Genomic DNA, 25,765 nt, shown 5'->3' with positions numbered 1-25,765 from the left:
CATTGATCGCCGCCGCCCCTGCCGCTATCACGAGGGCCAAGCCTTCCAGCGCAGGGTCCTGTCATGAACCGTCTTTACCATGTTGCCCTTTCGCCCTTTTGCCGCAAGGTGCGCCTGACGCTGGCCGAGAAGAAGATCGAGGTCGAACTGGTCGAGGAACGCTATTGGGAGCAGGGCCCCGACTTTCTGCGCCGAAACCCGGCGGGAAAGGTGCCGGTGATGAAGATGGAGGGGCGGACGCTGTCGGAAAGTCAGGCGATCTGCGAATATCTTGAGGAAACCGTGCCGACCCCGCCGCTGATGCCCCGCGACCCCGAGGGACGCTATGAGGTGCGGCGGCTGTGCGCGTGGTTCGACGACAAGTTCAACCAGGAAGTCACCACCAAGATCATGGGCGAGCGGGTCTGGAAGAAGGTGATGAAACAGGGCTACCCGGACAGCAAGAATGTGAAATCGGGGCTGAGCAAGATCAAGTTTCACCTGGACTACATGGGCTGGCTGCTGGATCAGCGGCGCTGGCTGGCGGGGGATATGATGACGCTGGCCGATTTTACCGCCGCTGCCCATCTGTCGTGTCTTGACTATATTTCGGACGTGGATTGGGATCGCTCATCCAACGTCAAGGACTGGTATGCCAAGATCAAGTCGCGCCCGGCGTTCCGTTCGCTGCTGGCGGATCAGATGTCGGGGCTGCCGCCCGCACCGCAATATGCCGAGCTGGATTTCTGAGCCCTGGCGGCCGAGCGGGGGGCTGTCGGCCCCCCGCGCCCCCCGAGGATATTTGCGCCAAGATGAAAGGGCGCGGTGATGGCAGAGATGAAGGACCGGCTGGTTCGACGCGCGCTGGAGGAGGGTTTTTACAAGGTGCGGGTCTGTCGGCCCGATGCAATTCCAGATGCGGCGGCGCGGCTGGCCGCCTTTGTGGCGGCGGGGCGTCACGGGCAGATGGGCTGGATGACCGAGCGGATGGGCTGGCGCGGCGACCCTGTGGCGCTGTGGCCCGAGGCGCGGTCGGTGATCATGCTGGCAGAGGTTTACTCGCCCGGTTTCGACCCTATGGCCGTCCTGACGCAACGCGACCGGGGGGCGGTGAGCGTTTATGCGCAGGGCAAAGATTACCACGATCTGGTCAAGCGGCGGCTGAAGCGGTTGGGGCGCTGGCTGATCGACGAGGCCGGGGGTGAGATCAAGGTGTTTGTCGATACCGCGCCGGTGATGGAAAAGCCGCTGGCGCAGGCGGCGGGGCTGGGCTGGCAGGGCAAGCACACCAACCTTCTGGCGCGTGATCTGGGCAGTTGGTTCTTTCTGGGGGCGATCTTTACCACGCTCGACCTGCCGCCCGACGCGCCCGAGGTCAGCCATTGCGGGGCCTGCACCGCCTGCCTTGAGGCCTGCCCGACGGGGGCTTTTCCGGCGCCCTATCAACTGGATGCGCGGCGCTGCATTTCCTATCTGACGATCGAGCATCGCGGCCCGGTCGATTCCGAGTTGCGCGGGCTGATGGGCAACCGCATCTATGGGTGTGATGATTGTCTGGCAGTCTGCCCGTGGAACAAGTTTGCGCAGGCCGCGCGCGAGATCGGCTATGCCCCGCGCGAGGCCGGCGCGCCCGCGCTGGCCGATCTGGCGGGGCTGGACGATGCGGGCTTTCGCGCGCGGTTTGCGGGCAGCCCGATCAAGCGGATCGGACGCGATCGGATGGTGCGCAACGTGCTTTATGCGATCGGCAATTCGGGCATCCCGGCGCTGCGTGCGGTGGCCGAAGGGCTGTGTACAGACCCTGACCCGGCGGTGGCAGATGCTGCCTGCTGGGCTGTGGCGCGGCTTTCCTCCGGGACGGGCGCGCGCTAGAGTCGGCGCATGTCTCCGCTGCGTGGTATCCTGTTCAAGCTGGCTTCGGTTCTGGTCTTCATCGCCATGGCGGCGGTGATCAAGGCCACCGCTGAGCATGTTCCGGCGGGCGAGGCGGTGTTTTTCCGGTCGTTCTTTGCGATCCCCGTGATTCTGGTCTGGCTGGGCTGGCAGCGGGAGCTGCGCAGCGGGCTGCGGGTGGCGCAGCCGATGGGCCATGTCTGGCGCGGGGTGGTGGGGACCGCGGCGATGGGGCTGGGCTTTGCCGGGCTGGGCCTGTTGCCTTTGCCCGAGGTGACCGCGATCGGCTATGCCGCGCCGCTGTTAACCGTGGTCTTTGCCGCGATGTTTCTGGGTGAAGAGGTGCGGCTGTTCCGGCTGTCGGCGGTGGCACTGGGGATGGTGGGGGTGATGATCGTGCTGTCGCCGCGGCTTGGGGCGGTTGATCAGACCACCAGCGGCGAGGCGCTGGGCGCGGTGGTCACGCTGATGGGGGCCACCTGTGCGGCGTTGGCGCAGGTGTTCGTGCGCAAGCTGGTGGCGACCGAACGCACAAGCGCCATCGTCTTCTGGTTTTCGGTCACGGCCAGTGTCCTGTCGCTGGCCACTTTGCCGTTTGGCTGGGTCTGGCCCAGCTCGACCGAGGCGGCATTTTTGGTCGCGGCGGGTGTGCTGGGGGGCTTTGGCCAGATCTTTCTGACCTCGGGCTATCGGTATGCCGATGCCTCGATCGTGGCGCCGTTCGAATACGCCTCGATGATCTTTGCCCTCGCCATCGGCTATGTCTTTTTCGACGAGGTGCCGACGCTGGTCATGCTGGGCGGTGCGGCTCTGGTCATCCTTGCCGGGGTGCTGATCATCTGGCGCGAGCGCCAGCTTGGGCTGGAACGCGCCCGTCAGCGCAAGGCGATGACGCCGCAGGGGTGAAAATGCGCTCTGCCTGTGTTATGTAAACGGTAGATGATCATTGAAGGAGGCACTGCCATGACCCGTCACGTCATCGACCGCACACGCGAAAGAACTGATGCCGCCCGTGTGAAGGCTTTTGTTGCCATTGATCGCAACGAGATGGTGCATCCGGCGACCAAGGAATTGATCCGTCGGCCCGACCGTGAGGACGACAACGGCCGCCGGACCGCCGAATATGCGCGAATCGCCCGCGGGCGCACCGCCTGAGGCGCGGGTGGGCCACAGGCCCACCCGATCCGGTCACGAGCGGACCAGCTTTTCGTAATCGGTGGCGATTTCGCGCGTCAGCGCGCCCACTTCGAACGTGTAATCCCCGATCTGGCCCACCGGCGTCACCTCGGCGGCGGTGCCGGTCAGGAAGCATTGCTCGAAACCTTCCAGATCGGCGGCCTCGATCCGGCATTCGTGCACGGTGATGCCCTTGGTGCGCAGCATCCCGATGACCGTCTGCCGGGTGATGCCGTTCAGGATCGCATCGGGGATCGGGGTGAACACCTCGCCGCCCTTGACAAAGAAAATGTTGGCGCCGGTCGCCTCGGCAACATAGCCGCGATAGTCGAACATCATCGCATCCGAGCAGCCCTTGGCCTCGGCGGCATGTTTGGACATGGTGCAGATCATGTAAAGCCCGGCGGCCTTGGCAGCATGGGGGATGGTTTCGGGCGAGGGGCGTTTCCACTTGGAAATATCAAGCTTGGCGCCCTTGAACTTGGCGTCGCCATAATAGGCGCCCCATTCCCAGACCGCGACGGCCAGATGCACCGGGTTGCGCTTGGCGGCAACGCCCATGTCTTCGCCTGACCCGCGCCACGCCAGAGGGCGCACATAGGCGTCACGCAGGCCGTTGGCCTCCAGCGTCAGACGCTTGGCCTCTTCGATCTGGTCCACCGTCCACGGGATCGTCATGTCCAGCAACTCGCCCGATTTCAGCAGGCGCTGCGAATGCTCGACCGATTTGAAGATTTTGCCGTTATAGCAGCGCTCACCCTCGAACACCGAGGATGCGTAATGCAGGGCATGGGTCAGGATGTGAACCTTTGCGTCGCGCCAGTCCACCAGCGTGCCATCCATCCAGATCTTGCCGTCGCGGTCGTCATAGGCACCGGCCATCATACCCTCCTTGGTGCTGCCTGTTTTGCAAAAGTTGCGCCAGATATGTCCGCTGCGGACATAATGTTGCGCGAAATCTGCCGCTCGGTAACAATTGATTCTTGGAAAGTCAACAAGGCTGACTTAAAATCGCACAGAGCAAGGGGACGGGCATGGCAGATACCGGCGCACCGGGGGGGGAGACTCTCCTGTTTCTGACAGATGAGCAGTTGCGCAAGGGCATCGAGGCGATGTTCTTTGCCTATCGTGGCTTTACCGCAGACCCGGACCGGATTCTGGACGGTCTGGATTATGGCCGCGCGCATCATCGTGCGATCCACTTCATCAACCGGCAGCCGGGGCTGACGGTCAACGCGTTGCTGAACGTGCTGGGGGTGACAAAGCAGTCGCTGAACCGGGTGCTGCGCACGCTGATCGAGGATGGGCTGGTGGAAAGCCGCGTCGGCCGCAAGGACAAGCGCGAGCGGCATCTGCATCTGACCGAGCGCGGCACCGCGCTGGAGCGCGAGTTGTCCGAGGCGCAGCGGGTACGGATGCGCGCGGCCTATCGCGCCGCCGGGCCGCAGGCGGTGGCCGGGTTCCGCCAGGTGCTTGAGGCGATGATGGACCCCGACCTGCGGCGGCAGTATCAGATGATGGGGGCCGGGTCGTGATGCAGGGCCCCGCCCATATCCTGATCGTGGATGATGACGAACGTATCCGCGGGCTTTTGCAGAAGTTCCTGATCCGAAATGGTTTCATGGTGACGACGGCGCGTGATGCGGCCCATGCGCGGCGGCTTTTGGCGGGGCTGGAATTCAACCTGATCGTGATGGATGTGATGATGCCGGGCGAGGACGGGCTGAGCCTGACCCGCGATCTGCGCCGCCGTCTGGCAACCCCGATCCTGCTGCTGACGGCGCGCGGTGAAACCCGCGACCGGATCGAAGGGCTTGAGGCGGGTGCCGATGATTACCTGCCCAAACCGTTCGAGCCAAAGGAGTTGTTGTTGCGGATCAATGCGATCCTGCGGCGTGTGCCCGCTGTGGCCGAGCGCGGGCCTATGCCGCTGCATCTGGGCCCGCTACGTTATGACCCGGACCGGAGCGAGTTGTGGCAGGGTGATACGCTGGTGCGGCTGACCGGAACCGAAGCCGCGCTGATGCGGATATTTGCCGCCCGTGTGGGGAAGGTCGTGACGCGCGCCGAACTGGTCGAGGAACTGGGCCGCGACCGCGGCGGCGCCCCCGATCCGGGAGACACGCAAGACCGGGCGGTGGATGTTCAGATCACCCGGCTGCGCCGCAAGATCGAACCCGATCCGCGAGAGCCACGCTACCTGCAAACTGTGCGCGGCGCCGGTTACGTGCTCTCCCCCGAATAACCTTATAGTTACGGCTCTGCGCGTTATTGTCCGCTGGACTGACTGGGGCACGGTTGCTAAAACGCGCCGGGCAGGGCTGGGTAATTCCGCGGCCTGAATATGTTGTGGCCTGTCGTTCAGGCCGGGGAAGGGAGAGAATTGATGTCCCACGCAGATGATCACGCCGGCACCCGACGGGATTTCCTCTACTATACCACCGCGGGTGCGGGTGCCGTTGTCACCGGCGCAGCCGTCTGGCCGCTCGTTGACCAGATGAACCCGTCCGCCGACGTGCAGGCGCTTGCCTCGATCTTCATCGACGTCAGCGCCATCGAAGTCGGCACCCAGTTGACCGTGAAATGGCGCGGCAAGCCGGTCTTTGTGCGTCGCCGCAGCCAGGAAGAGATCGACATGGCCCGCGCCGTGCCGCTGAACGCGCTGGTGGATGACAAGGCCGAAAACGCCAACCTTCCGGCCAGTGCCCCGGCGACGGATGAAAACCGCACGCTGGACGAAGCCGGCGAATGGCTGCTGATGATCGGTGTCTGCACTCACCTGGGCTGTGTGCCGATCGGCAACATGTCGGGCGACTTCGGTGGCTGGTTCTGCCCCTGCCACGGTTCGCACTACGACTCGGCCGGCCGCATCCGCAAGGGCCCCGCGCCGCGTAACCTTGATATTCCGGTCGCGAAATTCGTCGACGAAACCACGATTCTCGTGGGCTGAGGGAGAGCAGGAATGGCTGGTATTCCACACGACCATTACGAACCGAAGCCGGGTGCCGAAACCTGGCTGCACAAACGCCTTCCGATCGTGTCGCTCGTCTATGACACCATCATGATTCCCACCCCCAAGAACCTGAACTGGTGGTGGATCTGGGGCATCGTGCTTGCCTTCACGCTGGTGCTGCAGATCGTGACCGGCATCATTCTGGCGATGCACTACACGCCGCATGTCGATCTGGCCTTCGCCTCGGTCGAACACATCATGCGCGACGTGAACGGCGGCCACATGTTGCGCTACCTGCACGCCAACGGCGCATCGCTGTTCTTTGTGGCGGTCTATATCCACATCTTCCGCGGCCTCTACTACGGCAGCTACAAATCCCCGCGTGAAATCACCTGGATCGTCGGGATGCTGATCTACCTTGTGATGATGGGCACGGCCTTTATGGGCTACGTTCTGCCTTGGGGTCAGATGTCGTTCTGGGGTGCTACCGTGATCACCGGCCTGTTCGGCGCCATCCCCGGCATCGGCGAACCGATTCAGACCTGGCTTCTGGGCGGGCCGGCGGTGGACAATGCCACGCTGAACCGCTTCTTCTCGCTGCACTACCTGCTGCCGTTCGTGCTGGTTGCGCTGGTTGCCGTCCATATCTGGGCCTTCCACACCACCGGCAACAACAACCCCACCGGGGTTGAGGTGCGCCGTGCGTCGAAAGCCGAAGCTCAAAAAGACACGCTGCCGTTCTGGCCGTATTTCGTGATCAAGGACCTGTTCGCGCTGGCGATCATTCTGGCGGTGTTCTTTGCCATCGTCGGCTTCATGCCGAACTATCTGGGCCACCCGGACAACTACGTTCAGGCTGACCCGCTGGTGACGCCGGTCCACATCGTGCCGGAATGGTATTTCCTGCCGTTCTACGCGATCCTTCGTGCCTTCACCGCCGACGTCTGGGTGGTGATGCTGACCGAGTTCGTGACCTTCGGCATCGTTGACGCCAAATTCTTCGGCGTGGTGGCGATGTTCGGTGCGATCATCGTGATGGCTCTGGCCCCGTGGCTTGATACGTCGGCGACCCGTTCGGGTCGCTACCGTCCGAAGTTCAAGATCTGGTTCTGGCTGTTTGTGGTCAACTTTGTGGTTTTGACCTGGGTTGGCGCGATGCCGACCGAGGAGCCCTATGCCACGATCTCGCTGATCGGCTCCACTTACTGGTTCGCCTACTTCCTGGTGATCCTGCCCGTCCTCGGCATCTTCGAGACGCCGCTGCCGGAGCCGGCCACGATCGAGGAAGACTTCAACGAACACTATGGCGCCAACGCGCATCCGGCCGAGTAAGGGAAAGGACCAAAAAGATGAGGAAACTCGCAATCTCCGCCGTCTCTGCCCTTGCTCTTGGCGCGGGCGCGGCGATGGCCTCGGAAGGGGGGGCCGTCCACGACGTGAACTTCTCCTTCGAAGGCCCCTACGGCACCTATGACCAGGCGCAACTGCGCCGCGGTCTGCAAGTGTTCACCGAGATCTGCTCCGCCTGCCACGGGATGAAGTTTGTTCCGATCCGCTCGCTGGGTGACGAGGGCGGCCCGAACCTGTCCTCTGACGAGGTGCGCGCCTATGCCGAAAACCTGTCGATCTTCGACCCAGAACTGGACGAGGATCGCCCGCGCAAACCCACCGACATGTTCCCAACCGTGACCGGCGACGGCATGGGGCCGGACCTGTCGGTGATGGCCAAGGCGCGCGCTGGCTTCCACGGGCCTTATGGCACCGGGATCAGCCAGTTCTTCAACGGCATCGGTGGCCCGGAATACATCTACTCGATCCTGACCGGCTATAACGGCGAGGAAAAGGAAGAGGCCGGCACGCTTTATTACGGCAACCCGACCTTTACCGCCGGCAACGGCTGGATCGCGATGCCGCAGATGTTGACGGATGAGGCGGTCGAGTTCGAAGACGGCTCGCCCAATGATGCCAAATCGCTGGCCAAGGATGTGGCGGCCTTTCTGATGTGGGCGGCCGAGCCCAAGCTGAACGCCCGCAAGGAAGCAGGCTATATTTCGGTCGGCATGCTGATCATCCTGTCGGTGCTGCTCTACTTTACCAACAAGGCGCTTTGGGCTCCGCACAAGGGCAAGAAAGCGGTCTGATCTGTCGGCTATGATCTGTTAACGCGCCCCTTTCGGGGCGCGTTTTCTTTTGGTCGGGGCTGGCTTATCGCAGCAGCGCCAGGGCGGCAGTCACGATCCCCTGGGCCGAGGGCAGAGTTGCCGCATAGGCGGGACCGGTGGCAATAAAGCTGTCCTCGGCTGTCAGCCGCGCCTTGCAGGGGTGATCTGCCAGCAGCGTCATCAGCGCCTCGGACAGGTTGCCCGAGCGGCGGCATTCGTCCACCACCAGCACCGCCGCGCAATCCTGCGCTGCCGCGCGGATCGCGGCCTCGGGCAGTGGCGCCAGCCAGCGCAAATCAACGATCCGCAGGTCGATCCCGGCAGCGCGCAGCGCGGGTTCAGCCTGATGCGACAGGTAGACACCGTTGCCATAGGTGATGATGGCCAGATCGCGCCCCGTGCCCTGCGTGCCGACCGTGCCGAACCCGATCCTCTGGTCGGGCGCGGGGTAGTGGTCCATCCAGAGGCCATCCTTGTCGCGGTGCAGATCGCGCATCGGATAAAGTGCGATGGGCTCCAGAAACACCACGACGCGCTGGTCTTCGCGCGCAAGGCGCACGCATTCGCGCAGCATCATGGCGGCCTCGGCCCCGCGCGAGGGGCAGGCCAGAATCAGCCCCGGAATGTCGCGCAGCACGGCCAGACTGTTGTCGTTGTGGAAATGCCCGCCAAAGCCCTTTTGGTAGCCCAGTCCCGCGATCCGCACCACCATCGGGTTGCTGAACTGCCCGCGCGAGAAAAAGGGCAGCGTCGCTGCCTCGCCGCGCAACTGGTCTTCGGCGTTGTGCAGATAGGCAAGAAACTGAATTTCAGGCACCGGCAGAAAGCCGTTATGCGCCATACCGATGCCAAGGCCCAGAATCGACTGTTCATCGAGGAGCGTGTCCATCACCCGGCCCGCACCGAACCGCGTGAAAAGCTTTTGCGTCACGCCATAGACGCCGCCCTTGCGGCCGACATCTTCGCCCATCAGAACGATCTCGGGATGGGTCACCATCAGATCGGTCAGCGCCCAGTTCAGCAGGCGGCTCATCGGCTGTGGCTCGTCCATCGCCTTCAGATCGGCGCCGAACGCCTCGGCCCGCGCCTCGGGTCCGGGGCCATTGCGCGCGGCGCAGGGCCGGGCGGGGGGGATCAGGCTTTCCATCACCTCGGCCGCCGTGCGCAGCCTAGGGCGCGTGACCACCTCGGCCGCCACTTGCGCGACGCGGTCCAGCGTTTCGGTATAGATCGCCAGCGCCTGATCGGGCGCCAGCGCCCCGGCCAGATCCAGCAGCCGTACGCTGTGCAGCAGCGGGTCGTTTGCCTCCTCGGCCTCCACCTCCTCGCGCGCCATGTAGGTGGTAGGCAGATCGGCCCCGGCATGGCCATAAAGCCGCACCATCCGCAGATGCAGAAAAGCCGGCTTGCGGCAGCGGCGGACGTAATCGGCGGCTTCGGCAGCAACTGCGAAGGTCTGATACAGGTCAAGCCCGTCGGCTGCAAAATACCGCACACCGGGCCGAGCCGCCTGGCTGGCTTTTATCCAGCCATTGGGGGTTCGGGTCGAAATACCGATACCGTTGTCTTCGCAAACGAACAGCAGCGGCAGCGGCAGGCCCTGATAGGCTGTCCAGGAGGCGGTGTTCAGCGCGCCCTGCGCGGTCGAATGGTTGGCCGAGGCATCGCCGAAGGAACACAGGATGATCGCATCCTCGGCCAGCGCGCGATGCTCGGGCGGGTGGCGACGGGCGAGGCCCAGACTGAAAGCCGCGCCCACCGCTTTGGGCAGGTGGCTCGCAATGGTCGAGGTCTGGGGCGGAATCGTCAGCGCCTTTGACCCCAGCACTTTGTGCCGCCCGCCCGAGATCGGGTCTTCGGCGGCACAGGCAAAGGACAGCAGCATGTCACGGCACATGTCCTGCCCCGGCACCTGATCTGCCCGTGCGATCTGAAAGGCCGCGTCGCGGTAATGCAGAAAGGCCATGTCGGTCGGTCGCGCCGCATGGGCCACCGCCGCCATCCCCTCATGGCCACTGGACCCGATGGTGTAATAGCCCTGACCGGCCTTTTGCATCGCGCGCGACTGACGATCCAATGCGCGGCTGAGGCATTGGGCACGATACAGTCGCACCGCATCCGCCGCCGACAGCCCCGGCTCGGGCGCCTTGCCAGAGGGAAAATCCCGCGCCGTGACCCGGCGCAGGAAACTTTCGTGCACAATTTCCGAGCGCGGCATCAGAAGAACGCCTGCAACCCGGTAATCGCGCGGCCTAGAATCAGGGCATGCACGTCATGCGTGCCCTCATAGGTGTTCACGGTTTCCAGATTGACCATGTGGCGCATCACCGGGAAGGCATCAGAAATGCCGTTGCCGCCGTGCATGTCGCGCGCCATCCGCGCGATATCCAGCGCCTTGCCGCAGTTGTTGCGCTTGATCAGGCTGATCATTTCGGGCGCGGCGTTGGCGCTATCCATCAGTCGCCCAACGGTCAGGCAACCCTGAAGGCCAAGGCTGATTTCGGTCAACATATTGGCCAGTTTCAATTGGTAAAGCTGGGTCTGGGCCAGCGGTTTGTTGAACTGCTTGCGGTCCAGCCCGTATTGCCGCGCGGCATGGAAACAGGTCTCGGCCGAGCCCATCACACCCCAGGCGATGCCATAGCGCGCGCGGTTGAGGCAACCGAACGGGCCCTTCAGCCCCTCGACGCCGGGCAGTAGCGCATCTTCGCCCACCTCGACGCCGTCCATCACGATTTCGCCGGTGATCGAGGCGCGCAAGGACAGTTTGCCCCCGATCTTGGGTGCCGACAGGCCCCTCAGGCCCTTGTCGAGCACAAAGCCGCGGATCTTGCCGCCATGCGCCTCGGATTTGGCCCAGATCACGAACACATCGGCGATCGGCGCGTTCGAGATCCACATTTTCGACCCGTTCAGCACATAGCCCCCGGCGGTCTTCTTCGCCGTGGCTTTCATCCCGGCCGGGTCGCTGCCGGCATCGGGTTCGGTCAGGCCAAAACAACCGATCAGCGTGCCCGCGGCCAGTCCCGGCAGGTATTTCTGCCGCTGCGCCTCGGACCCGTAGGCGTAGATCGGATACATCACGAGGCTGGATTGCACCGACATCATCGACCGATAGCCCGAATCGACCCGCTCGATCTCGCGCGCGACCAGACCATAGGCGACATAGGACGCGCCCAGCCCGCCATAGCTTTCCGGGATCGTCACGCCGAGAAGGCCCATCTCGCCCAGCTCGCGAAAAATCGCGGGGTCGGTCGTCTCGTCTCGGTAGGCGGCGGTGACGCGGGGGGCAAGTTTGCCCTGGGCATAAGCGCGGGCTGCATCGCGCAGCATCCGCTCTTCTTCGGTCAACTGGCTGTCCAGCCGCAGGGCATCGTCCCAGTCGAACCGCGACAGGTCGGGGGCGTCCTTGGGCTTCAGGGGGCTTTTGTCGGTCATGGTCATCCTCGGTCGGGTTCGGGCTTGCCATGCATATTGCACAGGTTTACCCCGGAAAATAACCCGTTTTGGGCAGTATGATATGCGTAATGAACATATGGCGCCACCGCGTCGTTTTGTGCCTTCGACCAGCCTGCTGCGCGCGTTCGAGGCGGTCTGCCGCACCGGATCGACGGCGGCGGCGGCGCGGGAACTGGCGCTGACCCAGGGTGCGGTCAGCCGTTTGGTGCAGACGCTGGAAGGGCAGTTGGGCGTTGCCCTGTTCCGGCGCGAGCGGCGGCGGCTGGTGCCGACCGATGCGGCGCTGGCCTATTCACGCGACATCCGCAAGGCGCTTGACCTGATCGGGCGCGCTTCGGTGCAGTTACGGGCCAATCCGGGCGGGGGCACGCTGTCGCTGGCGATCCTGCCCACCTTCGGCACGCGCTGGCTGGCGCCACGGCTACCGCGGTTTCTGGCGATGCATCCGGGGGTGACGATCAACATCGGCACCCGGCTGCGCCCCTTCGACTTTGCCAAGGAGGGGTTTGACGCCGCGATCCATTTTGGCACGGACGATTGGCCCGAAGCCGGGCATATGAAACTGTTTGACGAGGTGCTGGTGGCCTGTGCCGCCCCCGATCTGTGCCGCGGTGTGACAGCCCCGGCCGAACTGGCGCGGCTGCCGCTTTTGCAGCTTGAATCGCGTCCGACCGCCTGGGATCTGTGGTTCCGCCAGCACGGCCTGGCGGCGCCTGCTGCGCGGGGGATGCTGTTCGATCAGTTTGCCACGCTGATTCAGGCCGCGATCCACGGCGCCGGGGTGGCGCTGCTGCCTGCCTTTCTGGCCGAGGCCGAGATCGCCGAGGGACGGCTGGCCCGTATCGCGGGCGAAGATGTGCGCGGCCTTGGCAGTTATTACCTCGTCTGGCCCGAGGCCGAGGCGCAGCACCCGCCGCTGGTGGCGCTACGCGGCTGGCTGGCGCAGGACTGCGCCGACCTGAACCACTAAAGCGGGCGCCTGGCAAAGGCGGGCATCGCCTGGCCGGTGGCGGCGCAGTCCAGAAACTGCCGCGCGGTATCCAGAGCCTCGCGGATCGTCACATCCATATCAAGGTAACGATAGGTGCCCAGCCGCCCAACGAAGGTGACGCCTTCGGTCGCCTCTGCCAGTGCCACATAATCGGCCAGCAGCGCGGTTTCGGCGACCAGCCGGATCGGGTAATAGGGGCTGTCGTCTGCGTCTGCGGCGCGGCTGTATTCGCGGTAGCAGACGGTGCCCTCATGCGCTTCCCACGGCGCGAAATGCTTGTGTTCGGTGATCCGGGTCCAGGGCACGTCGGGGTCGCCATAGTTCATCACGGCGCAGCCCTGATAGTCGCCGGTATCGGTGAAGCGTTCAAAATCCAGCGTGCGATAGCCCAGCCGCCCCAGCCGGAAGCCGAACCATCCATCCAGCGCACCGGAATGGAACACGCGATCATAGGCCCCGGCACGGTCGGGGTCGAACCGGCTGTGCAGATGCACGTCGATGCCCGGATGATCCAGCATGCGCGCGATCATTGCAGTATAGCCGCCCTCGGGCATCCCCTGAAAGCGGTGGGCGAAGTAGGTGTCATCATAGTTGAACCGCAGGGGCAGCCGTTTCAGGATCGAGGCGGGCAGATCGCGCGGTGCACAGCCCCATTGCTTTTCGGTGTATCCCTTGAAGAACGCCTCATACAGATCGCGCCCGACGAAACGCAGCGCCTGATCCTCAAAGCTTTGCGGGTCGGTGATCGAGTGGTCGGCCAGCGCCTCGATAAAGGTGCGCGCCTCTGCCGGGTGCAGGGTCTTGCCAAAGAACTGGTTGATCGTGTGCAGGTTCACCGGCAGCGAATAGACCGCGCCGCGGGCGGTGGTCTTCACCCGGTTCGCATAGGGCCGGAACTGTTCGAACCGATTGACATAGCCCCAGACCTCGGCATCGTCGGTGTGAAAGATGTGGGGGCCGTAGACATGGACCATCACCCCGGTGTCGCCATCGCGTTCGGTGTGGCAGTTGCCGCCCACATGCCCCCGCGCATCGACCACCGTCACCCGGTGCCCCGCCTCGGCCAGTTCGCGCCCGATCACCGCACCCGAAAGCCCCGCCCCGACCAGAAGAATGTTCATTGCCCGCCCCGTGCCGAATCTGTTGCTCCTTCGTTCTGGCAGCGGCGGTCTAAAATTTGCTTAATGCCCGCCGATCCCGCCCCCGGTGCGATGGACAAAGCCGCCGCAAAGCCCGAAACAGGAGTGGTCCCGCGAAAGGAATGCCCGATGACCCAGACCCGCGCCCCGCGCTTGTGTGTGCTGATTGACGCCGACAACGTGCCTGCCAGCTATGCCGAGGCGATCTTTGAAGAGGTCGCAAGCCTCGGTGAGGCCAGCGTGCGCCGCATCTATGGTGACTGGTCGGCGGTGCGGCTGAACAAATGGGCAGAAAAGGTGGCCGCCCTCGGGCTGGTGGCCGATCAGCAGTTTTCCAACACCAAGGGCAAGAACGCCTCGGATATCGGTCTGGTGATCGCGGCGATGGATTTCCTGCATTCGCGGCTGTTCGACGGTTTTGTTCTGGTGTCTTCGGACAGCGATTTCACGCGCCTTGCGGCGCGCATCCGCGAACAGGGCCTCGATGTTTACGGCATCGGCGAGAAAAAGACGCCCGAGGCGTTCCGCATGGCATGCAAGCGCTTCATATATGTTGAAAATCTCGGCTCCGAAGAGGTGACCGAAAGCCGGGGCGACACTGCGCGCGCCGACGACGGCGCCCGCCGCGGCAAGGAGCCGGCGAAAAACGTGATCCCGCTGGTGGTGGCCGCGATGCGCGCCATCGGCGGCGATGAGGATTGGTATTCGATGGGCCAGATCGGCCAGTTCATCACCCAGGCCAACCCCGATTTCGACGCCCGCAGCTATGGGGCGGCGAAACTGTCTGACCTGATCCGCAAGACAGGCCGGTTCGAGGTGAAAACCGGCGCCGGAAGCCAGCTTCTGATCCGCGATCTGGCGTGACAAACTCGGCCTTCTGCGTCAATCTTTGGTCAGTTACGCACGAGGCATTTTATGTCAGAACTCCCCTTCGCCTTGTTGATTGACGGTGAAAACATCTCCAGCGACCTTGCCCCTGCAATCTTTTCCGCGGCACGCAAGCACGGCCCCCTGCCGATCCGGCGCGTCTACGGAGATGCGGCGCGACTGAATGGATGGTCAGGGGTGCCGGGGCTGAAGGTGGTGCATTCCGGTTCAGGCAAGAATGCGACCGACCTTCTATTGTGCATCGAAGCCATGGAACTGTTCCACAGTCGGCATGTGGCAGGGGTCGTGCTGGCGGCGTCGGATCGGGATTATACCCACCTGGCGCTGCACCTGCGCGAACGGGGCTTTCCTGTCGTGGGGCTGGGCGAGGCCAAGACGCCGAATTGCTTTCGCCTGTCGTGCTCCCGGTTCGAGACCCTGGCAGCGATGCCTGCGAAGTTGGAGCCCACGGCCCCCGCTGCGGTCAGATTACCGCAATTGGATCAGGCGATCCATGAGATGATCCGAGCCGAGGGGGGCAGCATGGCGATCGCCATTCTGGGCTCACGGATGCATAGTCAGCATAAGGTTTTGATCAGCACCTTTCCCGACAAGACATGGCGTGCCTATTTGACCGCACGTCCCGGTCTTTACCAATGTGACCCGAAGGGAAGTGCTGCAAAGGTCCGGCTGGCGCCCGCTCAACGCCCAGTCCCGTAGCGGGCCAGAAACATCTCCACCGCGCCCTTGATGATGCGCGCGCGGTCGGCGGCGTCGCAGGGGCCAATGCCGAACAAAAGCCGCGCCTGAATATCGACCCGGCACAGTTCGGCGAACTGGTCGGCAGCAAGGCTCATGTCGTCGATGGCCAGTTCGCCCCGCGCCACCGCGCCCGCCAGATAGCCCGCCAGCCGTTCACGCACCAGAAGCGGGCCCGAGATGTAGAACTCGCGCCCCAATGCGGGGAAGCGGTCGCTTTCGGCCACGCAGATGCGGTAGATGCGCTGGCCAAAGTCCGAGGTCAGGAAGGCAATGATCCGCTCTGCGGCGGCGGGTAGAACGGTTTCGGGCGGGGCGGTCTGGTCGATGACCTGCACCGCCTCGTCGGCCTGACGGCGGCATTCGGCCTTGACCACCTCCAGAAACAACAGCCGCTTGTCGGAAAAATAGCTGTAAAGCGTGGCCTTGGACACCCCGGCGGCGCGGGCAATATCATCCACGCTGGCGCCTTCGAACCCGTCGCGCAAAAAGATTTCGCGCGCCCCTGCAAGCACCTGATCGAACTTGCGGCCCTTCTTGATTGTTTCGGTTGCCATCTGTCCCGCCTTTGCCCTGCTACAGCTTAGCCCGGCCCGATCGGCCAAAACAAGCCGGGGCTGTGGGCAAGGCCGCCCCTTGCCAGCCCCGCCGCAGAGGTTATGTGTTGCGGGACCATCAAGGGCGGAGGCTTCATGCCGGAACACGACAAGATCAAGGCGGTAGCCGACAGTTTTGTGCCGGGGCCTGAAAACCCGCGCGCCCTGCGTGATGCGCTGGGCCGCTTTGCGACCGGCGTCACCATCGTTACCGCGCGTGATGCCGACGGGGCGGGGGTGGGGATTACCGTCAACAGCTTTGCCTCGGTCTCGCTCGATCCGCCGCTGGTGCTGTGGTCGGTGGCAAAATCCTCGAACCGGCACGATCTGTTTGCAGCAGCAGACGCCTTTGCGATCCATGTTCTGGGGGCCGATCAGGCGGGCCTGTGCGCGCGCTTTGCCCGGCAGGGGGCTGGGTTTGACGGGCTGGCGCATGGAATTGGCGCGGCGGGCGTGCCGCTGATCGCCGAGGCGCTGGTGGTGTTCGAATGCGAAACAGAGGCGCACCACCCCGGCGGCGATCATACCATTCTGATCGGCCGGGTGACGCGGGTCATACTGGGGGCAGACCGCGCGCCGCTGGTGTTTTCGCAAGGGGCGTTCGGGCGGTTCGTGGCGGGGTAGCGGGCGCTTACGCCCGCTTGGCCACCGCCACGCCCAGCACTTCCAGCACCTTCGCCTCGATCTGCGGCGCGTTCATCGCGGCGGCGGCATACATGTCTTCGGGGTTGGCGTGGTCGATGAAGCTATCGGGCAGCACCATCGAGCGGAACTTGAAGCCCCGGTCCATCACGCCCTCGTCGAACAGAAGCTGCGCCACATGGCTGCCAAAGCCGCCGATCGCGCCCTCTTCGACGGTGATGATCGCCTCATGCTCGCGCGCCAGCCGCAGGATCAGCTCGCGGTCCAGCGGCTTGGCAAAGCGGGCGTCGGCCACGGTCGGTGCAAGGCCGCGCTGGGCCAGCGACTCGCGCGCTTTCAGCACTTCGGCCAGCCGGGTGCCAAACGACAGGATCGCCACGCGCCCACCCTCGGCCACGATGCGGCCACGGCCGATTTCCAGCGGCACGCCGCAGTCGGGCATGTCAACGCCCATGCCCTCGCCGCGCGGATAGCGGAAGGCGCAGGGCCGGTCATCCAGCGCCACCGCTGTGGCGACCATATGGACCAGTTCGGCCTCATCGGCGGCGGCCATCACCACCATGCCCGGCAGGCTGGACATGAAGCCCACGTCGAACGACCCCGCATGGGTGGCGCCATCGGCGCCCACCAGTCCCGCGCGGTCGATTGCAAAGCGCACCGGCAGGCGCTGGATCGCCACGTCATGCACGATCTGGTCATAGCCGCGCTGCAGGAAGGTGGAATAGATCGTGCAGAAGGGCTTGAGACCGCCCGCCGCAAGCCCCGCCGAAAAGGTCACGGCGTGCTGTTCGGCAATGCCCACGTCAAAGCAGCGCCGCGGAAAGCGCTCTGCGAACAGGTTGAGCCCGGTGCCTTCGGGCATCGCGGCGGTGACGGCCACGATCTTGTCGTCCCGCTCGGCCTCGGCGATCAGCGACTGGGCAAAGATCTTGGTATAGCTGGGCGCGTTCGAGGGGGCCTTGACCTGCTTGCCCGTCACCAGATCGAATTTTGCGGTGGCGTGGCCGCGGTCAGGCGCGCCTTCGGCGGGAGCATAGCCCTTGCCCTTCTTGGTGACGATATGGATCAGCGTGGGGGCTGTGGCCCGCGTCTTGAGCATCCGGAACAGCGGCAAAAGCTGGTCCAGGTCGTGGCCATCGACGGGGCCGACATAGTTCCAGTTCAGTTCCTCGAACAAGGTGCCGCCAACAGCCATGCCCTTGAGCATTTCCTTGGCCCGCCGCGCGCCTTCCTGGAACGGTTCGGGCAGCAGGCCCACGGCGCCCTTGGCCACCGCGCGCAGATCCTGGAAGGGCGCGCCGGTGTAAAGCCGGGTCAGATAGGACGACAGCGCGCCGACGGGGGGCGAGATCGACATTTCATTGTCGTTCAGCACCACGAACACGCGTTTGCCCATATGGCCGCCGTGGTTCAGCGCCTCAAAGGCCATGCCGCCGGTCAGCGCGCCATCGCCGATCACCGCGATCGCATCGCCCGGATCGCCGCCCAGTTCACGCGCCATGGCAAAACCCACAGCCGCCGAAATCGAGGTGGACGAATGGCCCGCGCCGAAGGCGTCGTAGGGGCTTTCGCTGCGTTTGGTAAAACCCGACAGCCCGCCCTTGGTGCGCAGGGTGCGGATACGGTCGCGCCGCCCGGTCAGGATTTTGTGCGGATAGCACTGATGGCCCACATCCCAGATGATCTTGTCGCGCGGCGTGTCAAAGACTGCGTGCAGCGCCACGGTCAGTTCGACAACACCCAGCCCCGCGCCCAGATGCCCGCCGGTTTCCGATACCGCCGAGATCGTCTCGGCCCGCAATTCCCCGGCAAGCTGGTGCAACTCGCGGTCGCTCAGGGCTTTGAGGTCGGTGGGCGTGTTCACGCGGTCGAGGGTAGGGGTCAGCGGTGGGTTCGTCATGGGGCCCTCCGGGGGCTGGTCTATCACGTTTGTCTAGCGATAACGAAGCGGGCCGCAGCCCGCAAGTTATCCGCTGTCGCACCAAAGGGTTCCAGCGCTGCCTCGGCCTCGGCCACCAGTTCGGCGGCTCGGGTGCACGCGCCATCAAGCCCCAGCAGCGACACGAAGGTGGCCTTGCCCGCCTCGGCATCCTTGCCGACGCGCTTGCCGGTTGCAGCCTCGTTGCCGGTCACGTCCAGAATGTCGTCGGCGATCTGGAAGGCCAGCCCCAACGCATCGGCATAGGCGCGCAGCGGCGCGCGATCCGCGCCTGCCAAAATCGCCCCGGCCTCGGCGGCAAAGCCGATCAGCGCACCGGTCTTGCCCGCCTGCAACGCGGTGATTTCGTCAATCGTCAGCGGGCGCCCGGCCGTTTCGGCGGCGATATCCAGCGCCTGCCCATGCACCATCCCTTCGCCCCCCGAGGCCTTGGCCAGCGCCGCAACCAGGTTGATGCGGCGGTCGGCGGCGCCCAGAACCGGCGCGCAGCACAGCTCGAACGCCAGCGTCTGCAACGCGTCGCCCGCCAGAACGGCGGTGGCCTCGTCCCATTTCACATGCACGGTGGGCAGGCCGCGGCGCAGGTCGTCATTGTCCATGCAGGGCATGTCGTCATGCACAAGGCTGTAGGCATGCAGCGCCTCGACAGCGGCAGCAGCAGGCAGCGCCGCCGTGGCCGGAATGCCGTAAAGCGCGGCCCCCTCCAGCACCAGAAACGCGCGCAGGCGCTTGCCGCCCTGGCAGGCATAGCGCATCGCGGCGGTCAGCGGCGTGTCGGGGCGGGTGGCAAGGGTGGCATCCAGGGCAGATTGCACAAGACCCTGCACCTCGGTCAGGCGGGCTTCGAACATCACAGACCTTCCAGCGGAGTAGTTCCGGCGGGTTGGCCCGCCTCGTTCAGGGTGATCTTTTCAACGCGCTCTTCGGCGGCGCGCAGCAGTGTTTCACACTGCGCCTTCAGTGCGGCGCCCTGCTCATACAGCGCAATCGACTGATCGAGCGAGACCTGCCCCGATTCCAGATCGCGGACGACCCTTTCCAGCGCCGCCATTGCCTCCTCGAAACTCATCGCCTTTATATCGTTCATTCGCCCCGTTCCATCAGCACCGCAACATGGGCCGCCGCGCAAGCGGCCAGGCTTTCTAAATCATATCCGCCTTCCAGCGTCGAGACTATGTGTCCGCGACAGCATGACCACGCCAGATCGCAGATCGCCTCGGTCAGCCATCGGTAATCGTCGGTCTGCCACATCAGCCCGGCCAGCGGGTCTGCGCAATGCGCGTCAAACCCCGCCGAGATCAGGATCAGATCGGGGGCAAAGGTGTGGGCGCGGGCAAGGATACGCGCCCATGCCGCGCGCATTTCGGCCCCGCCCGACCCGGCGGGCAGGGGGGCGTTCATGATCTGACCATGCGCGCCGGTTTCGCCTGCGGCCCCGGTTCCCGGATAAAGCGGCATCTGATGCGAAGAGCCAAAGAAGGCGCGCGGTTCATCCCACATGATCGCCTGCGTGCCGTTGCCGTGGTGCACGTCAAAATCCAGCACCGCCACGCGGGCCAAGCCGTGATGGTCCAGCGCGCGGCGTGCGCCGATGGCAACAGCGTTGAACAGGCAAAATCCCATCGCGCGTTCCGCTTCGGCATGGTGGCCGGGCGGGCGCATCGCGACAAAGGCATTGACTGCCTCGCCTGCCAGCACCGCATCGACGGCGGCGCAGACCCCACCCGCGGCGCGCAAGGCGGCCTCGACCGTGCCGGGCGACAGGAAGGTGTCACCATCCAGTTGCGCAAAGCCCGCGGCGGGCAGGGCGTGATCGATCGCTGTCAGATAACGCGGGGAATGGCCGCGCAGCACCTCAGACCGGGGGGCCCGCGGCGCCTCGTGTCGGATAAGCGCCGAAAAACGCCAATCTGCCAGCGCAGCGTGAACGGCGACCAGACGGGCGGGCCCTTCGGGGTGGCCGGGCGGAACCAGATGGGCCAGCCCGGCCGGATGGGTAAAGAACGCGGTCGCCATGGGCCGGCGTCAGCCCCGGCCCGTCATTGCCGCGCGTCTCATCAGCCCTGAATCGACTCGATGTATTGCGCCAGCGACAGGATGCGCCCGCGGGTGGCCAGCACCTCGGTATAGTCGATCGTGGCCGCGTGTTCGGTGCTGAACACAGCGCCAAACACCGGCATCGGCCCGCCATGGGCGCGCACACCGGTTCGGCCGTCGATGATGTGCAGCACATCCAGCATCGGGAACTTGCCCTCGTTGCGGGCTGAAAGCGTGGTCAGGTCGGGCGATTTGAGCGTGAGGTATTCAGCCATCGGGCCATCGCCCTTGCCCTCAGCGCCGTGGCAGCTGGAGCAGTATTGCGCATAAAGCCCCCTGCCCGCGTCATCGGCCTGCGCGGGACCAAAGGCGAGCGCCCCTGCCACGAGGATCAGGGAAACAAATTTTCCGGTCATAACATCCTCCTCTTGAGGTGAACCCCCGTTCAGGATGACGCTACGTCAGCATGAGTCAATCCAGAAAGCACTGCGGGCAGAGGAATGTTACGACAGCAGACGCGCGCCATCATGCCCGGTGATGCGCGTGGTCAGGATCGTGCCTTCGGGCTGGTCGGTTGCAAAGGCCACCTCGGTGAAATCCTCGCAGCGCCCGGCTCGGGCGCCTTCGGTCAGGATCAGCCGATCCTGGCCCACCTGCGCCGCCAGATGCGCGGCCAGCCGTGCCGCGCCTGCCATGCGCAGGCGTGCCGCGCGCTCCTTGATCGCGGGGCCGGGCACGCGCGGCATCCGGGCCGCGGGCGTGCCCTTGCGGGCGCTGAACGGGAACACATGCAGGAAGGTCAGCCCGCAATCTTCGACCAGCCGCAGCGAGTTTTCAAACATCGCCTCGGTCTCGGTCGGAAAGCCCGCGATGATGTCGGCGCCAAACACGATGCCGGGGCGCAGGCGCCGTGCATCTTCGCAAAAGCGGATCGCGTCATCGCGGCTGTGGCGCCGCTTCATCCGCTTCAGGATCAGGTCATCGCCTGCCTGAAGGCTCAGGTGCAGATGCGGCATCAGGCGCGGTTCGGTGGCGATGGCCAGCATCAGGTTGTCATCCGCCTCGATCGAGTCGATCGAGGAAATCCGCAGCCGGGGCAGATCGGGCACCAGCCGCAGGATGCGCATCACCAGATCGCCCAGCCGCGGCTGACCCGGCAGATCGGCACCCCAGCTTGTCAGATCGACGCCGGTCAACACCACCTCGTTGAAGCCGCGGTCGCGCAGGCGCCTGATCTGATCGACCACCACGCCCGCAGGCACAGACCGCGAATTGCCCCGCCCGAAGGGGATGATGCAGAAGGTGCAGCGATGGTCGCACCCGTTTTGAACCTGCACATAGGCCCGGTGCCGGCCGAAACCGTCGATCAGGTGGCCGGCGGTTTCGCGCACAGACATGATGTCATCGACCATGACCTTTTCGGTCTGCCCGATCAGATCGGGCGCGCGCAGCCCGGCCCAGGTTGCGGCCTGCATCTTTTCGGTGTTGCCGATCACCCGCGTCACCTCGGGCATGGCGGCAAAGGTTTCGGGTTCGGTCTGCGCGGCGCAGCCGGTCACGATGATTGCCGCGCCTGGGTTTTCGCGGGCCAGCCGCCGGATATCCTGCTTGGCCTTGCGCACCGCCTCGGCGGTTACGGCGCAGGTGTTGACCACCACGGCATTGTCCAGCCCCGCCGCGGCGGCCAGTTCCTTCATCGCCTCGGTTTCATAGGCGTTCAGCCGGCATCCCAGCGTTTCAAAGATCGGCGCGGTCATGGCCCCGCCAGAAACGCGGGCGTCAGCACCCCGTCGAACACATGCGCGGTGGGGCCGGTCATCCAGACGCCATCCTCGCGCCAGTCGATTTCCAGCACGCCGCCATCGACATGCACGGTAACGCGCCGGTCGGTCAGCCCGCGCCGGGCTGCCGCCACCGCCGCCGCGCAGGAACACGAGCCTGATGCCAGCGTGACCCCGGTGCCGCGTTCCCAGATCCGCAGCCTGATCGAATCACGGCCCAGCACCTGCACGAATTCCACATTGGTGCGTGCGGGGAACAGTGGGTGATGTTCGATCTCGGGACCGCGGGCGGCAAGGTCCACCGCCTCCGCATCGGCGACAAAAAAGGTGCAATGCGGGTTGCCCATGCCGGTGGCCACCGGGTCGCCCGCAATCGGCAGATGCAGGGTTTCCATCACGGCTGACAGCGGAATCTCATCCCAGCGCAGCATCGGCGCACCCATGTTCACGCGGGTCAGCCCGCCGCCTGCCTCCTCGGCCAGCAGGATGCCGCGTTCGGTGCGCAGCCGCAGATGGGTCTTGCCGGTGGTGTCGATCAGATGCCGGGCGATGCAGCGCGTGGCATTGCCGCAGGCCGCTGACAGCGAGCCATCGGCGTTGTAGAACGTCAGCCGCGCATCTGCCTGGGGGTCAGTCTCGATCACCGCCAACTGGTCAAAGCCCACGCCACAGTGCCGGTCGCCCAGCGCACGCGCCAGCGCTGCCGTCACCGGGTTGCGGCCCGCGCGCGCGTCGATCACCACAAAATCGTTGCCCAGCCCGTGCATTTTCATGAACGGCAGGCCTAGGGGGGGTATCTGGTCCATGGCCGCGATATACGCGCGCCGCAAAGATTCTTCCAGTGGGCCGATTTTTCCTGCACTTGGCCCTTGACCCGCCCCGCCGTGGTTTATAGAGAAACGCCCTGTGATGGGCCGGTAGCTCAGTTGGTAGAGCAGCTGACTTTTAATCAGCGGGTCACAGGTTCGAATCCTGTCCGGCTCACCATCACACTCTAACTGGCGCTTTTTACCCAGGTTGAACGCCTCATCACGAGGTGCTTCACCTGCGTCAGACGGTTGCTTTGAAACCGCTGACTTGTGCGACCCAGGTTTACGCCCTGCGGTCTGGAATTGTCGCGCTGCACCTGTCGGTTGACCGGCTGTTTCCTTTCATCGCGCACGCAAACTGATCCGGCTTGGCCTGCCCTTGGTGCGCAAGTGCGGCCCTTGCGGCGATGTCTGGTGATGCGCAGGCCTCCCGGCGATCACAGGCTGCCCCGCCTTTGCAGCCCATCGCGGGCGGTGGCGGCAGCAATGCCCCGGCGAATGCCGCGCTGCGGAATAAAATTTCACCCAGACCAATAATTTCGCTTTCGCTTCGCTGCGCAGCAGAATATTGCGCGCGCCGAGGAGTTCCTTAGGAGGAGTCACATGGTTCCCGTTCACGAAAAAATTCTGGCGAATCAGCGCTTTCACGAGCTGGTAGCGCGCAGGAACCGCTTTTCTGTCACCCTGTCGCTGATCGTTCTGGCGGTCTACATCGGGTTCGTCTCGGTCGCCGTGTTCAACCCGGCGCTGTTTTCGGCCCCGTTTCTGGGCACCTCGGCGTGGTGCGTGGGGCTGATCGCGGGCTTTTGCATTCAGGCCTTCGCCTTTGTCATGACGGGTATCTATACCCTGCGCGCCAATGGCCAGTTCGACCGTCTTGCGCGCGAAGCGATCCGCGGGGGGCAGGCATGACGCGCATCTTCTTTATGGCCTCTGCGGCCATGGTGGTGCTGACCGGTTGGGCCATGGCCGCCGGCGGCGCGATCGAGGGCGAGGTTGCCAAGCGGTCGGTCAACTACATCGCTATCGGCATGTTCCTGTTCTTTGTGGCCGCGACGCTGGTGCTGACGGCATGGGCGGCGCGGCGCACGCGCTCGGCCTCGGATTTCTATACCGCCGGGGGCGGTATCACCGGCTTTCAGAACGGGCTGGCGATTGCGGGTGACTATATGTCGGCGGCGGCCTTTCTGGGCGTGTCAGGCATGGTGTTTGGCAAAGGGGTGGACGGGATTTTCTACACCGTCGGCTGGACCGTGGGCTGGCCGCTGATCCTGTTCATGATCGCCGAACGGCTGCGCAACCTTGGCAAGTTCACGTTCGCCGATGTGGCCTCGTTCCGGTTTGAACAGACGCGTATCCGCACCCTGTCGGCCTTTGGTGCGCTGACGGTGGTGGTGTTCTATCTGATCGCGCAGATGGTGGGGGCGGGCAAGCTGATCCAGCTTTTGTTCGGGCTGGAATACAGCTACGCCGTCATCCTTGTTGGCGTGCTGATGATGCTTTACGTCACCTTCGGCGGCATGCTGGCCACCACTTGGGTGCAGATCGTCAAGGCGGTGCTGCTGCTGGGCGGTTGCACCGTTCTCGTGATTCTGGGGCTGGCGCAGTTCGGCTTCAGCCCCGAGGCGATGATGCGCGCCGCATTGGACAATCACGCCGCGCATGAGGAAATCCTGAAACCCTCGTCCTCAATCTCGGACCCGATCGCGGCGGTGTCGCTGGCGCTGGCGCTGATGTGCGGGCCTGCGGGCCTGCCGCATATCCTGATGAGGTTCTTCACCGTGCCCGATGCCAAGGCTGCGCGGAAATCGGTGTTCTATGCCACCGGCTTCATCGGCTATTTCTTCATCCTTGCGGTGACGATCGGGTTTCTGGCCATCACGCTGGTCGGCACCAACCCGGCCTATCTGGACGGAGCGGGCAAGCTGATCGGCGGCGGCAACATGGCGGCCATCCATCTGTCGGGCGAAGTGGGGGGCGATGTGTTCCTGGGCTTCATCTCGGCGGTGGCATTTGCCACCATCCTCGCGGTGGTGTCGGGGCTGGCGCTGTCGGGGGCCTCGGCGGTGAGCCACGACCTTTATGCCCGGGTGATCCGCAACGGCAAAGCCTCGGACAAGCAAGAGATGCGGGTGTCGCGCATCGCCACGCTGATGCTGGGCGTCATTGCCATTGTGCTGGGGCTGGCGTTTGAAAACCAGAACATCGCCTTCATGGTGGGGCTGGCGTTCGGGCTTGCGGCTTCGGTCAACTTCCCGGTGCTCTTCCTGTCGCTGTTCTGGAAGGGCATGACCACCCGCGGCGCCTTCATCGGCGGGCTGATCGGGCTGGTATCGGCAGTAGCCTGCGTGGTGCTGGGGCCGACGGTCTGGGTCAGCGTCCTGGGCTTTGCAGCGCCGATCTTCCCGTGGGATCAGTATGCGCTGTTCTCGATGTCTGCGGCGTTCTTTGGCATCTGGTTCTTCTCGGTCACTGACCGGTCGGCCCGCGCCGCGCTGGACAAGGCGGGGTATCCGGCGCAATTCGTGCGCTCGGAAACCGGGCTGGGGGCCGCGGGCGCGCTGGCGCACTAAGGCCCGCGCG

27 protein-coding genes and 1 tRNA gene are annotated in these 25,765 nt (G+C 64.7%); 16 read left to right on the top strand and 12 right to left on the bottom strand.

Features of this window, described 5'->3' with window-relative positions:
* Nucleotides 1-63 precede the first annotated feature (63 nt).
* The 4 genes from fzlA to C5F46_RS03475 all read left to right on the top strand — a co-directional run bounded on the left by fzlA (nucleotide 64) and on the right by C5F46_RS03475 (nucleotide 3,027).
* The gene (fzlA, locus tag C5F46_RS03490; RefSeq protein ID WP_107323969.1) at nucleotides 64-729 is read left to right on the top strand and encodes an FtsZ-binding protein FzlA; all 666 of its coding nucleotides are present in this window, start codon (nucleotides 64-66) and stop codon (nucleotides 727-729) included.
* A gap of 87 nt (nucleotides 730-816) precedes the next feature.
* On the top strand, nucleotides 817-1,851 hold the full coding sequence (queG, locus tag C5F46_RS03485) for a tRNA epoxyqueuosine(34) reductase QueG (protein WP_181317730.1): 1,035 nt from the start codon (nucleotides 817-819) through the stop codon (nucleotides 1,849-1,851).
* Nucleotides 1,852-1,860: 9 nt separating this feature from the next.
* Nucleotides 1,861-2,778 (top strand): DMT family transporter, encoded by a 918-nt coding sequence (locus C5F46_RS03480; protein WP_107323967.1) that lies wholly within the window; start codon nucleotides 1,861-1,863, stop codon nucleotides 2,776-2,778.
* A gap of 57 nt (nucleotides 2,779-2,835) precedes the next feature.
* A complete protein-coding gene (locus C5F46_RS03475; RefSeq protein ID WP_133618434.1) occupies nucleotides 2,836-3,027 on the top strand; it encodes a hypothetical protein in 192 nt (63 codons plus the stop codon).
* Between the two features lie 33 nt (nucleotides 3,028-3,060).
* On the opposite strand, the gene C5F46_RS03470 is transcribed toward C5F46_RS03475, so the two are convergent.
* Nucleotides 3,061-3,930 (bottom strand): branched-chain amino acid aminotransferase, encoded by an 870-nt coding sequence (locus tag C5F46_RS03470; protein ID WP_107324019.1) that lies wholly within the window; start codon nucleotides 3,928-3,930, stop codon nucleotides 3,061-3,063.
* A 152-nt stretch (nucleotides 3,931-4,082) separates the two neighbouring features.
* Between C5F46_RS03470 and C5F46_RS03465 the strand changes: the two genes are divergently transcribed.
* The 5 genes from C5F46_RS03465 (at nucleotide 4,083) to C5F46_RS03445 (ending at nucleotide 8,142) form a co-directional block, all read left to right on the top strand.
* On the top strand, nucleotides 4,083-4,583 hold the full coding sequence (locus C5F46_RS03465) for a MarR family winged helix-turn-helix transcriptional regulator (RefSeq protein ID WP_107323965.1): 501 nt from the start codon (nucleotides 4,083-4,085) through the stop codon (nucleotides 4,581-4,583).
* The gene (locus C5F46_RS03460) at nucleotides 4,583-5,293 is read left to right on the top strand and encodes a response regulator (protein WP_181317729.1); all 711 of its coding nucleotides are present in this window, start codon (nucleotides 4,583-4,585) and stop codon (nucleotides 5,291-5,293) included. Before C5F46_RS03465 ends, C5F46_RS03460 begins: the two co-directional genes overlap by 1 nt.
* A gap of 141 nt (nucleotides 5,294-5,434) precedes the next feature.
* Nucleotides 5,435-5,998 carry a ubiquinol-cytochrome c reductase iron-sulfur subunit gene (gene petA / locus C5F46_RS03455; protein ID WP_107323963.1) on the top strand — a complete coding sequence of 188 codons (564 nt, stop codon included), beginning with the start codon at nucleotides 5,435-5,437 and terminating at the stop codon, nucleotides 5,996-5,998.
* Between the two features lie 12 nt (nucleotides 5,999-6,010).
* Nucleotides 6,011-7,333, top strand: a complete 1,323-nt coding sequence (gene petB / locus C5F46_RS03450) for a cytochrome b (protein ID WP_107323962.1) — start codon at nucleotides 6,011-6,013, stop codon at nucleotides 7,331-7,333.
* A gap of 17 nt (nucleotides 7,334-7,350) precedes the next feature.
* A complete protein-coding gene (locus C5F46_RS03445; protein WP_107323961.1) occupies nucleotides 7,351-8,142 on the top strand; it encodes a cytochrome c1 in 792 nt (263 codons plus the stop codon).
* A 64-nt stretch (nucleotides 8,143-8,206) separates the two neighbouring features.
* Here the strand turns inward: C5F46_RS03445 and C5F46_RS03440 are convergent, their stop codons facing one another.
* Together C5F46_RS03440 and C5F46_RS03435 are read right to left on the bottom strand one after the other, a co-directional pair.
* Entirely contained in the window at nucleotides 8,207-10,381 is a 2,175-nt protein-coding gene (locus C5F46_RS03440; RefSeq protein WP_107323960.1) for a thiamine pyrophosphate-dependent enzyme, read from the bottom strand.
* Nucleotides 10,381-11,601: an acyl-CoA dehydrogenase gene (locus tag C5F46_RS03435; protein ID WP_107324018.1), complete on the bottom strand. Its 1,221-nt coding sequence runs from the start codon at nucleotides 11,599-11,601 to the stop codon at nucleotides 10,381-10,383. The genes C5F46_RS03440 and C5F46_RS03435 overlap by 1 nt, the downstream gene beginning before the upstream one ends.
* 82 nt (nucleotides 11,602-11,683) lie before the next feature.
* Here C5F46_RS03435 and C5F46_RS03430 point away from each other — a divergent pair, with 82 nt between their 5' ends.
* Nucleotides 11,684-12,592: a LysR family transcriptional regulator gene (locus tag C5F46_RS03430; protein WP_168796849.1), complete on the top strand. Its 909-nt coding sequence runs from the start codon at nucleotides 11,684-11,686 to the stop codon at nucleotides 12,590-12,592.
* On the opposite strand, the gene glf is transcribed toward C5F46_RS03430, so the two are convergent.
* On the bottom strand, nucleotides 12,589-13,734 hold the full coding sequence (gene glf / locus C5F46_RS03425; RefSeq protein WP_107323958.1) for a UDP-galactopyranose mutase: 1,146 nt from the start codon (nucleotides 13,732-13,734) through the stop codon (nucleotides 12,589-12,591). The genes C5F46_RS03430 and glf overlap by 4 nt on opposite strands.
* Nucleotides 13,735-13,881: 147 nt before the next feature.
* Here glf and C5F46_RS03420 point away from each other — a divergent pair, with 147 nt between their 5' ends.
* Both C5F46_RS03420 and C5F46_RS03415 read left to right on the top strand, forming a co-directional pair.
* On the top strand, nucleotides 13,882-14,616 hold the full coding sequence (locus C5F46_RS03420) for an NYN domain-containing protein (protein ID WP_107324017.1): 735 nt from the start codon (nucleotides 13,882-13,884) through the stop codon (nucleotides 14,614-14,616).
* A 51-nt stretch (nucleotides 14,617-14,667) separates the two neighbouring features.
* The gene (locus C5F46_RS03415) at nucleotides 14,668-15,339 is read left to right on the top strand and encodes an NYN domain-containing protein (RefSeq protein ID WP_107323957.1); all 672 of its coding nucleotides are present in this window, start codon (nucleotides 14,668-14,670) and stop codon (nucleotides 15,337-15,339) included.
* On the opposite strand, the gene C5F46_RS03410 is transcribed toward C5F46_RS03415, so the two are convergent.
* Nucleotides 15,321-15,935, bottom strand: coding sequence for a TetR/AcrR family transcriptional regulator (locus C5F46_RS03410; protein WP_107323956.1), 615 nt, complete (start codon nucleotides 15,933-15,935; stop codon nucleotides 15,321-15,323). The genes C5F46_RS03415 and C5F46_RS03410 overlap by 19 nt on opposite strands.
* 135 nt (nucleotides 15,936-16,070) lie before the next feature.
* Between C5F46_RS03410 and C5F46_RS03405 the strand changes: the two genes are divergently transcribed.
* Nucleotides 16,071-16,598 (top strand): flavin reductase family protein, encoded by a 528-nt coding sequence (locus C5F46_RS03405; RefSeq protein ID WP_107323955.1) that lies wholly within the window; start codon nucleotides 16,071-16,073, stop codon nucleotides 16,596-16,598.
* A 7-nt stretch (nucleotides 16,599-16,605) separates the two neighbouring features.
* Here C5F46_RS03405 and dxs read toward each other — a convergent pair whose 3' ends face one another.
* From dxs to dapF, 7 genes are all read right to left on the bottom strand, one after another.
* Nucleotides 16,606-18,516 carry a 1-deoxy-D-xylulose-5-phosphate synthase gene (gene dxs / locus C5F46_RS03400; RefSeq protein WP_107324016.1) on the bottom strand — a complete coding sequence of 637 codons (1,911 nt, stop codon included), beginning with the start codon at nucleotides 18,514-18,516 and terminating at the stop codon, nucleotides 16,606-16,608.
* 23 nt (nucleotides 18,517-18,539) lie between these two features.
* Nucleotides 18,540-19,406 carry a polyprenyl synthetase family protein gene (locus C5F46_RS03395; protein WP_107323954.1) on the bottom strand — a complete coding sequence of 289 codons (867 nt, stop codon included), beginning with the start codon at nucleotides 19,404-19,406 and terminating at the stop codon, nucleotides 18,540-18,542.
* On the bottom strand, nucleotides 19,406-19,642 hold the full coding sequence (locus C5F46_RS03390) for an exodeoxyribonuclease VII small subunit (protein WP_107323953.1): 237 nt from the start codon (nucleotides 19,640-19,642) through the stop codon (nucleotides 19,406-19,408). Before C5F46_RS03390 ends, C5F46_RS03395 begins: the two co-directional genes overlap by 1 nt.
* A complete protein-coding gene (locus C5F46_RS03385; protein ID WP_107323952.1) occupies nucleotides 19,639-20,571 on the bottom strand; it encodes a histone deacetylase family protein in 933 nt (310 codons plus the stop codon). The genes C5F46_RS03390 and C5F46_RS03385 overlap by 4 nt, the downstream gene beginning before the upstream one ends.
* Before the next feature lie 41 nt (nucleotides 20,572-20,612).
* A complete protein-coding gene (locus C5F46_RS03380; RefSeq protein ID WP_107323951.1) occupies nucleotides 20,613-21,008 on the bottom strand; it encodes a c-type cytochrome in 396 nt (131 codons plus the stop codon).
* Between the two features lie 87 nt (nucleotides 21,009-21,095).
* Nucleotides 21,096-22,349 carry a tRNA (N(6)-L-threonylcarbamoyladenosine(37)-C(2))-methylthiotransferase MtaB gene (mtaB, locus tag C5F46_RS03375; RefSeq protein ID WP_107323950.1) on the bottom strand — a complete coding sequence of 418 codons (1,254 nt, stop codon included), beginning with the start codon at nucleotides 22,347-22,349 and terminating at the stop codon, nucleotides 21,096-21,098.
* On the bottom strand, nucleotides 22,346-23,146 hold the full coding sequence (gene dapF / locus C5F46_RS03370; RefSeq protein ID WP_168796848.1) for a diaminopimelate epimerase: 801 nt from the start codon (nucleotides 23,144-23,146) through the stop codon (nucleotides 22,346-22,348). Before dapF ends, mtaB begins: the two co-directional genes overlap by 4 nt.
* 138 nt (nucleotides 23,147-23,284) lie before the next feature.
* On the opposite strand from dapF, the gene C5F46_RS03365 reads away from it, so the two are divergent.
* From C5F46_RS03365 to C5F46_RS03355, 3 genes are all read left to right on the top strand, one after another.
* Nucleotides 23,285-23,360: transfer RNA gene (locus C5F46_RS03365), tRNA-Lys, on the top strand.
* Nucleotides 23,361-23,785: 425 nt separating this feature from the next.
* Nucleotides 23,786-24,094, top strand: coding sequence for a DUF485 domain-containing protein (locus C5F46_RS03360; RefSeq protein WP_107323948.1), 309 nt, complete (start codon nucleotides 23,786-23,788; stop codon nucleotides 24,092-24,094).
* Nucleotides 24,091-25,755: a cation acetate symporter gene (locus tag C5F46_RS03355; RefSeq protein WP_107323947.1), complete on the top strand. Its 1,665-nt coding sequence runs from the start codon at nucleotides 24,091-24,093 to the stop codon at nucleotides 25,753-25,755. The genes C5F46_RS03360 and C5F46_RS03355 overlap by 4 nt, the downstream gene beginning before the upstream one ends.
* Nucleotides 25,756-25,765 lie beyond the last annotated feature (10 nt).

Origin of the sequence: Phaeovulum veldkampii DSM 11550 (assembly GCF_003034995.1) — a bacterium.
Classification (GTDB): domain Bacteria; phylum Pseudomonadota; class Alphaproteobacteria; order Rhodobacterales; family Rhodobacteraceae; genus Phaeovulum; species Phaeovulum veldkampii.
This window is presented reverse-complemented; position numbering and strand designations above follow the sequence as displayed.

Excerpts from the sequence above, each read along its gene's own strand:
- C5F46_RS03385 (WP_107323952.1), bottom strand. The coding sequence starts at position 20,571 with ATGGCGACCGCGTTCTTTACCCATCCGGCCGGGCTGGCCCATCTGGTT.
- C5F46_RS03355 (WP_107323947.1), top strand. The coding sequence starts at position 24,091 with ATGACGCGCATCTTCTTTATGGCCTCTGCGGCCATGGTGGTGCTGACC.
- queG (WP_181317730.1), top strand. The coding sequence starts at position 817 with ATGAAGGACCGGCTGGTTCGACGCGCGCTGGAGGAGGGTTTTTACAAG.
- fzlA (WP_107323969.1), top strand. The coding sequence starts at position 64 with ATGAACCGTCTTTACCATGTTGCCCTTTCGCCCTTTTGCCGCAAGGTG.
- dxs (WP_107324016.1), bottom strand. The coding sequence starts at position 18,516 with ATGACGAACCCACCGCTGACCCCTACCCTCGACCGCGTGAACACGCCC.
- dapF (WP_168796848.1), bottom strand. The coding sequence starts at position 23,146 with ATGAAAATGCACGGGCTGGGCAACGATTTTGTGGTGATCGACGCGCGC.
- C5F46_RS03380 (WP_107323951.1), bottom strand. The coding sequence starts at position 21,008 with ATGACCGGAAAATTTGTTTCCCTGATCCTCGTGGCAGGGGCGCTCGCC.
- mtaB (WP_107323950.1), bottom strand. The coding sequence starts at position 22,349 with ATGACCGCGCCGATCTTTGAAACGCTGGGATGCCGGCTGAACGCCTAT.
- C5F46_RS03475 (WP_133618434.1), top strand. The coding sequence starts at position 2,836 with ATGACCCGTCACGTCATCGACCGCACACGCGAAAGAACTGATGCCGCC.
- C5F46_RS03470 (WP_107324019.1), bottom strand. The coding sequence starts at position 3,930 with ATGGCCGGTGCCTATGACGACCGCGACGGCAAGATCTGGATGGATGGC.
- C5F46_RS03405 (WP_107323955.1), top strand. The coding sequence starts at position 16,071 with ATGCCGGAACACGACAAGATCAAGGCGGTAGCCGACAGTTTTGTGCCG.
- C5F46_RS03360 (WP_107323948.1), top strand. The coding sequence starts at position 23,786 with ATGGTTCCCGTTCACGAAAAAATTCTGGCGAATCAGCGCTTTCACGAG.
- C5F46_RS03390 (WP_107323953.1), bottom strand. The coding sequence starts at position 19,642 with ATGAACGATATAAAGGCGATGAGTTTCGAGGAGGCAATGGCGGCGCTG.
- C5F46_RS03480 (WP_107323967.1), top strand. The coding sequence starts at position 1,861 with ATGTCTCCGCTGCGTGGTATCCTGTTCAAGCTGGCTTCGGTTCTGGTC.
- C5F46_RS03445 (WP_107323961.1), top strand. The coding sequence starts at position 7,351 with ATGAGGAAACTCGCAATCTCCGCCGTCTCTGCCCTTGCTCTTGGCGCG.
- C5F46_RS03415 (WP_107323957.1), top strand. The coding sequence starts at position 14,668 with ATGTCAGAACTCCCCTTCGCCTTGTTGATTGACGGTGAAAACATCTCC.
- C5F46_RS03435 (WP_107324018.1), bottom strand. The coding sequence starts at position 11,601 with ATGACCGACAAAAGCCCCCTGAAGCCCAAGGACGCCCCCGACCTGTCG.
- glf (WP_107323958.1), bottom strand. The coding sequence starts at position 13,734 with ATGAACATTCTTCTGGTCGGGGCGGGGCTTTCGGGTGCGGTGATCGGG.
- C5F46_RS03465 (WP_107323965.1), top strand. The coding sequence starts at position 4,083 with ATGGCAGATACCGGCGCACCGGGGGGGGAGACTCTCCTGTTTCTGACA.
- C5F46_RS03410 (WP_107323956.1), bottom strand. The coding sequence starts at position 15,935 with ATGGCAACCGAAACAATCAAGAAGGGCCGCAAGTTCGATCAGGTGCTT.
- C5F46_RS03440 (WP_107323960.1), bottom strand. The coding sequence starts at position 10,381 with ATGCCGCGCTCGGAAATTGTGCACGAAAGTTTCCTGCGCCGGGTCACG.
- C5F46_RS03430 (WP_168796849.1), top strand. The coding sequence starts at position 11,684 with ATGCGTAATGAACATATGGCGCCACCGCGTCGTTTTGTGCCTTCGACC.
- petB (WP_107323962.1), top strand. The coding sequence starts at position 6,011 with ATGGCTGGTATTCCACACGACCATTACGAACCGAAGCCGGGTGCCGAA.
- C5F46_RS03395 (WP_107323954.1), bottom strand. The coding sequence starts at position 19,406 with ATGTTCGAAGCCCGCCTGACCGAGGTGCAGGGTCTTGTGCAATCTGCC.
- petA (WP_107323963.1), top strand. The coding sequence starts at position 5,435 with ATGTCCCACGCAGATGATCACGCCGGCACCCGACGGGATTTCCTCTAC.
- C5F46_RS03420 (WP_107324017.1), top strand. The coding sequence starts at position 13,882 with ATGACCCAGACCCGCGCCCCGCGCTTGTGTGTGCTGATTGACGCCGAC.
- C5F46_RS03460 (WP_181317729.1), top strand. The coding sequence starts at position 4,583 with ATGCAGGGCCCCGCCCATATCCTGATCGTGGATGATGACGAACGTATC.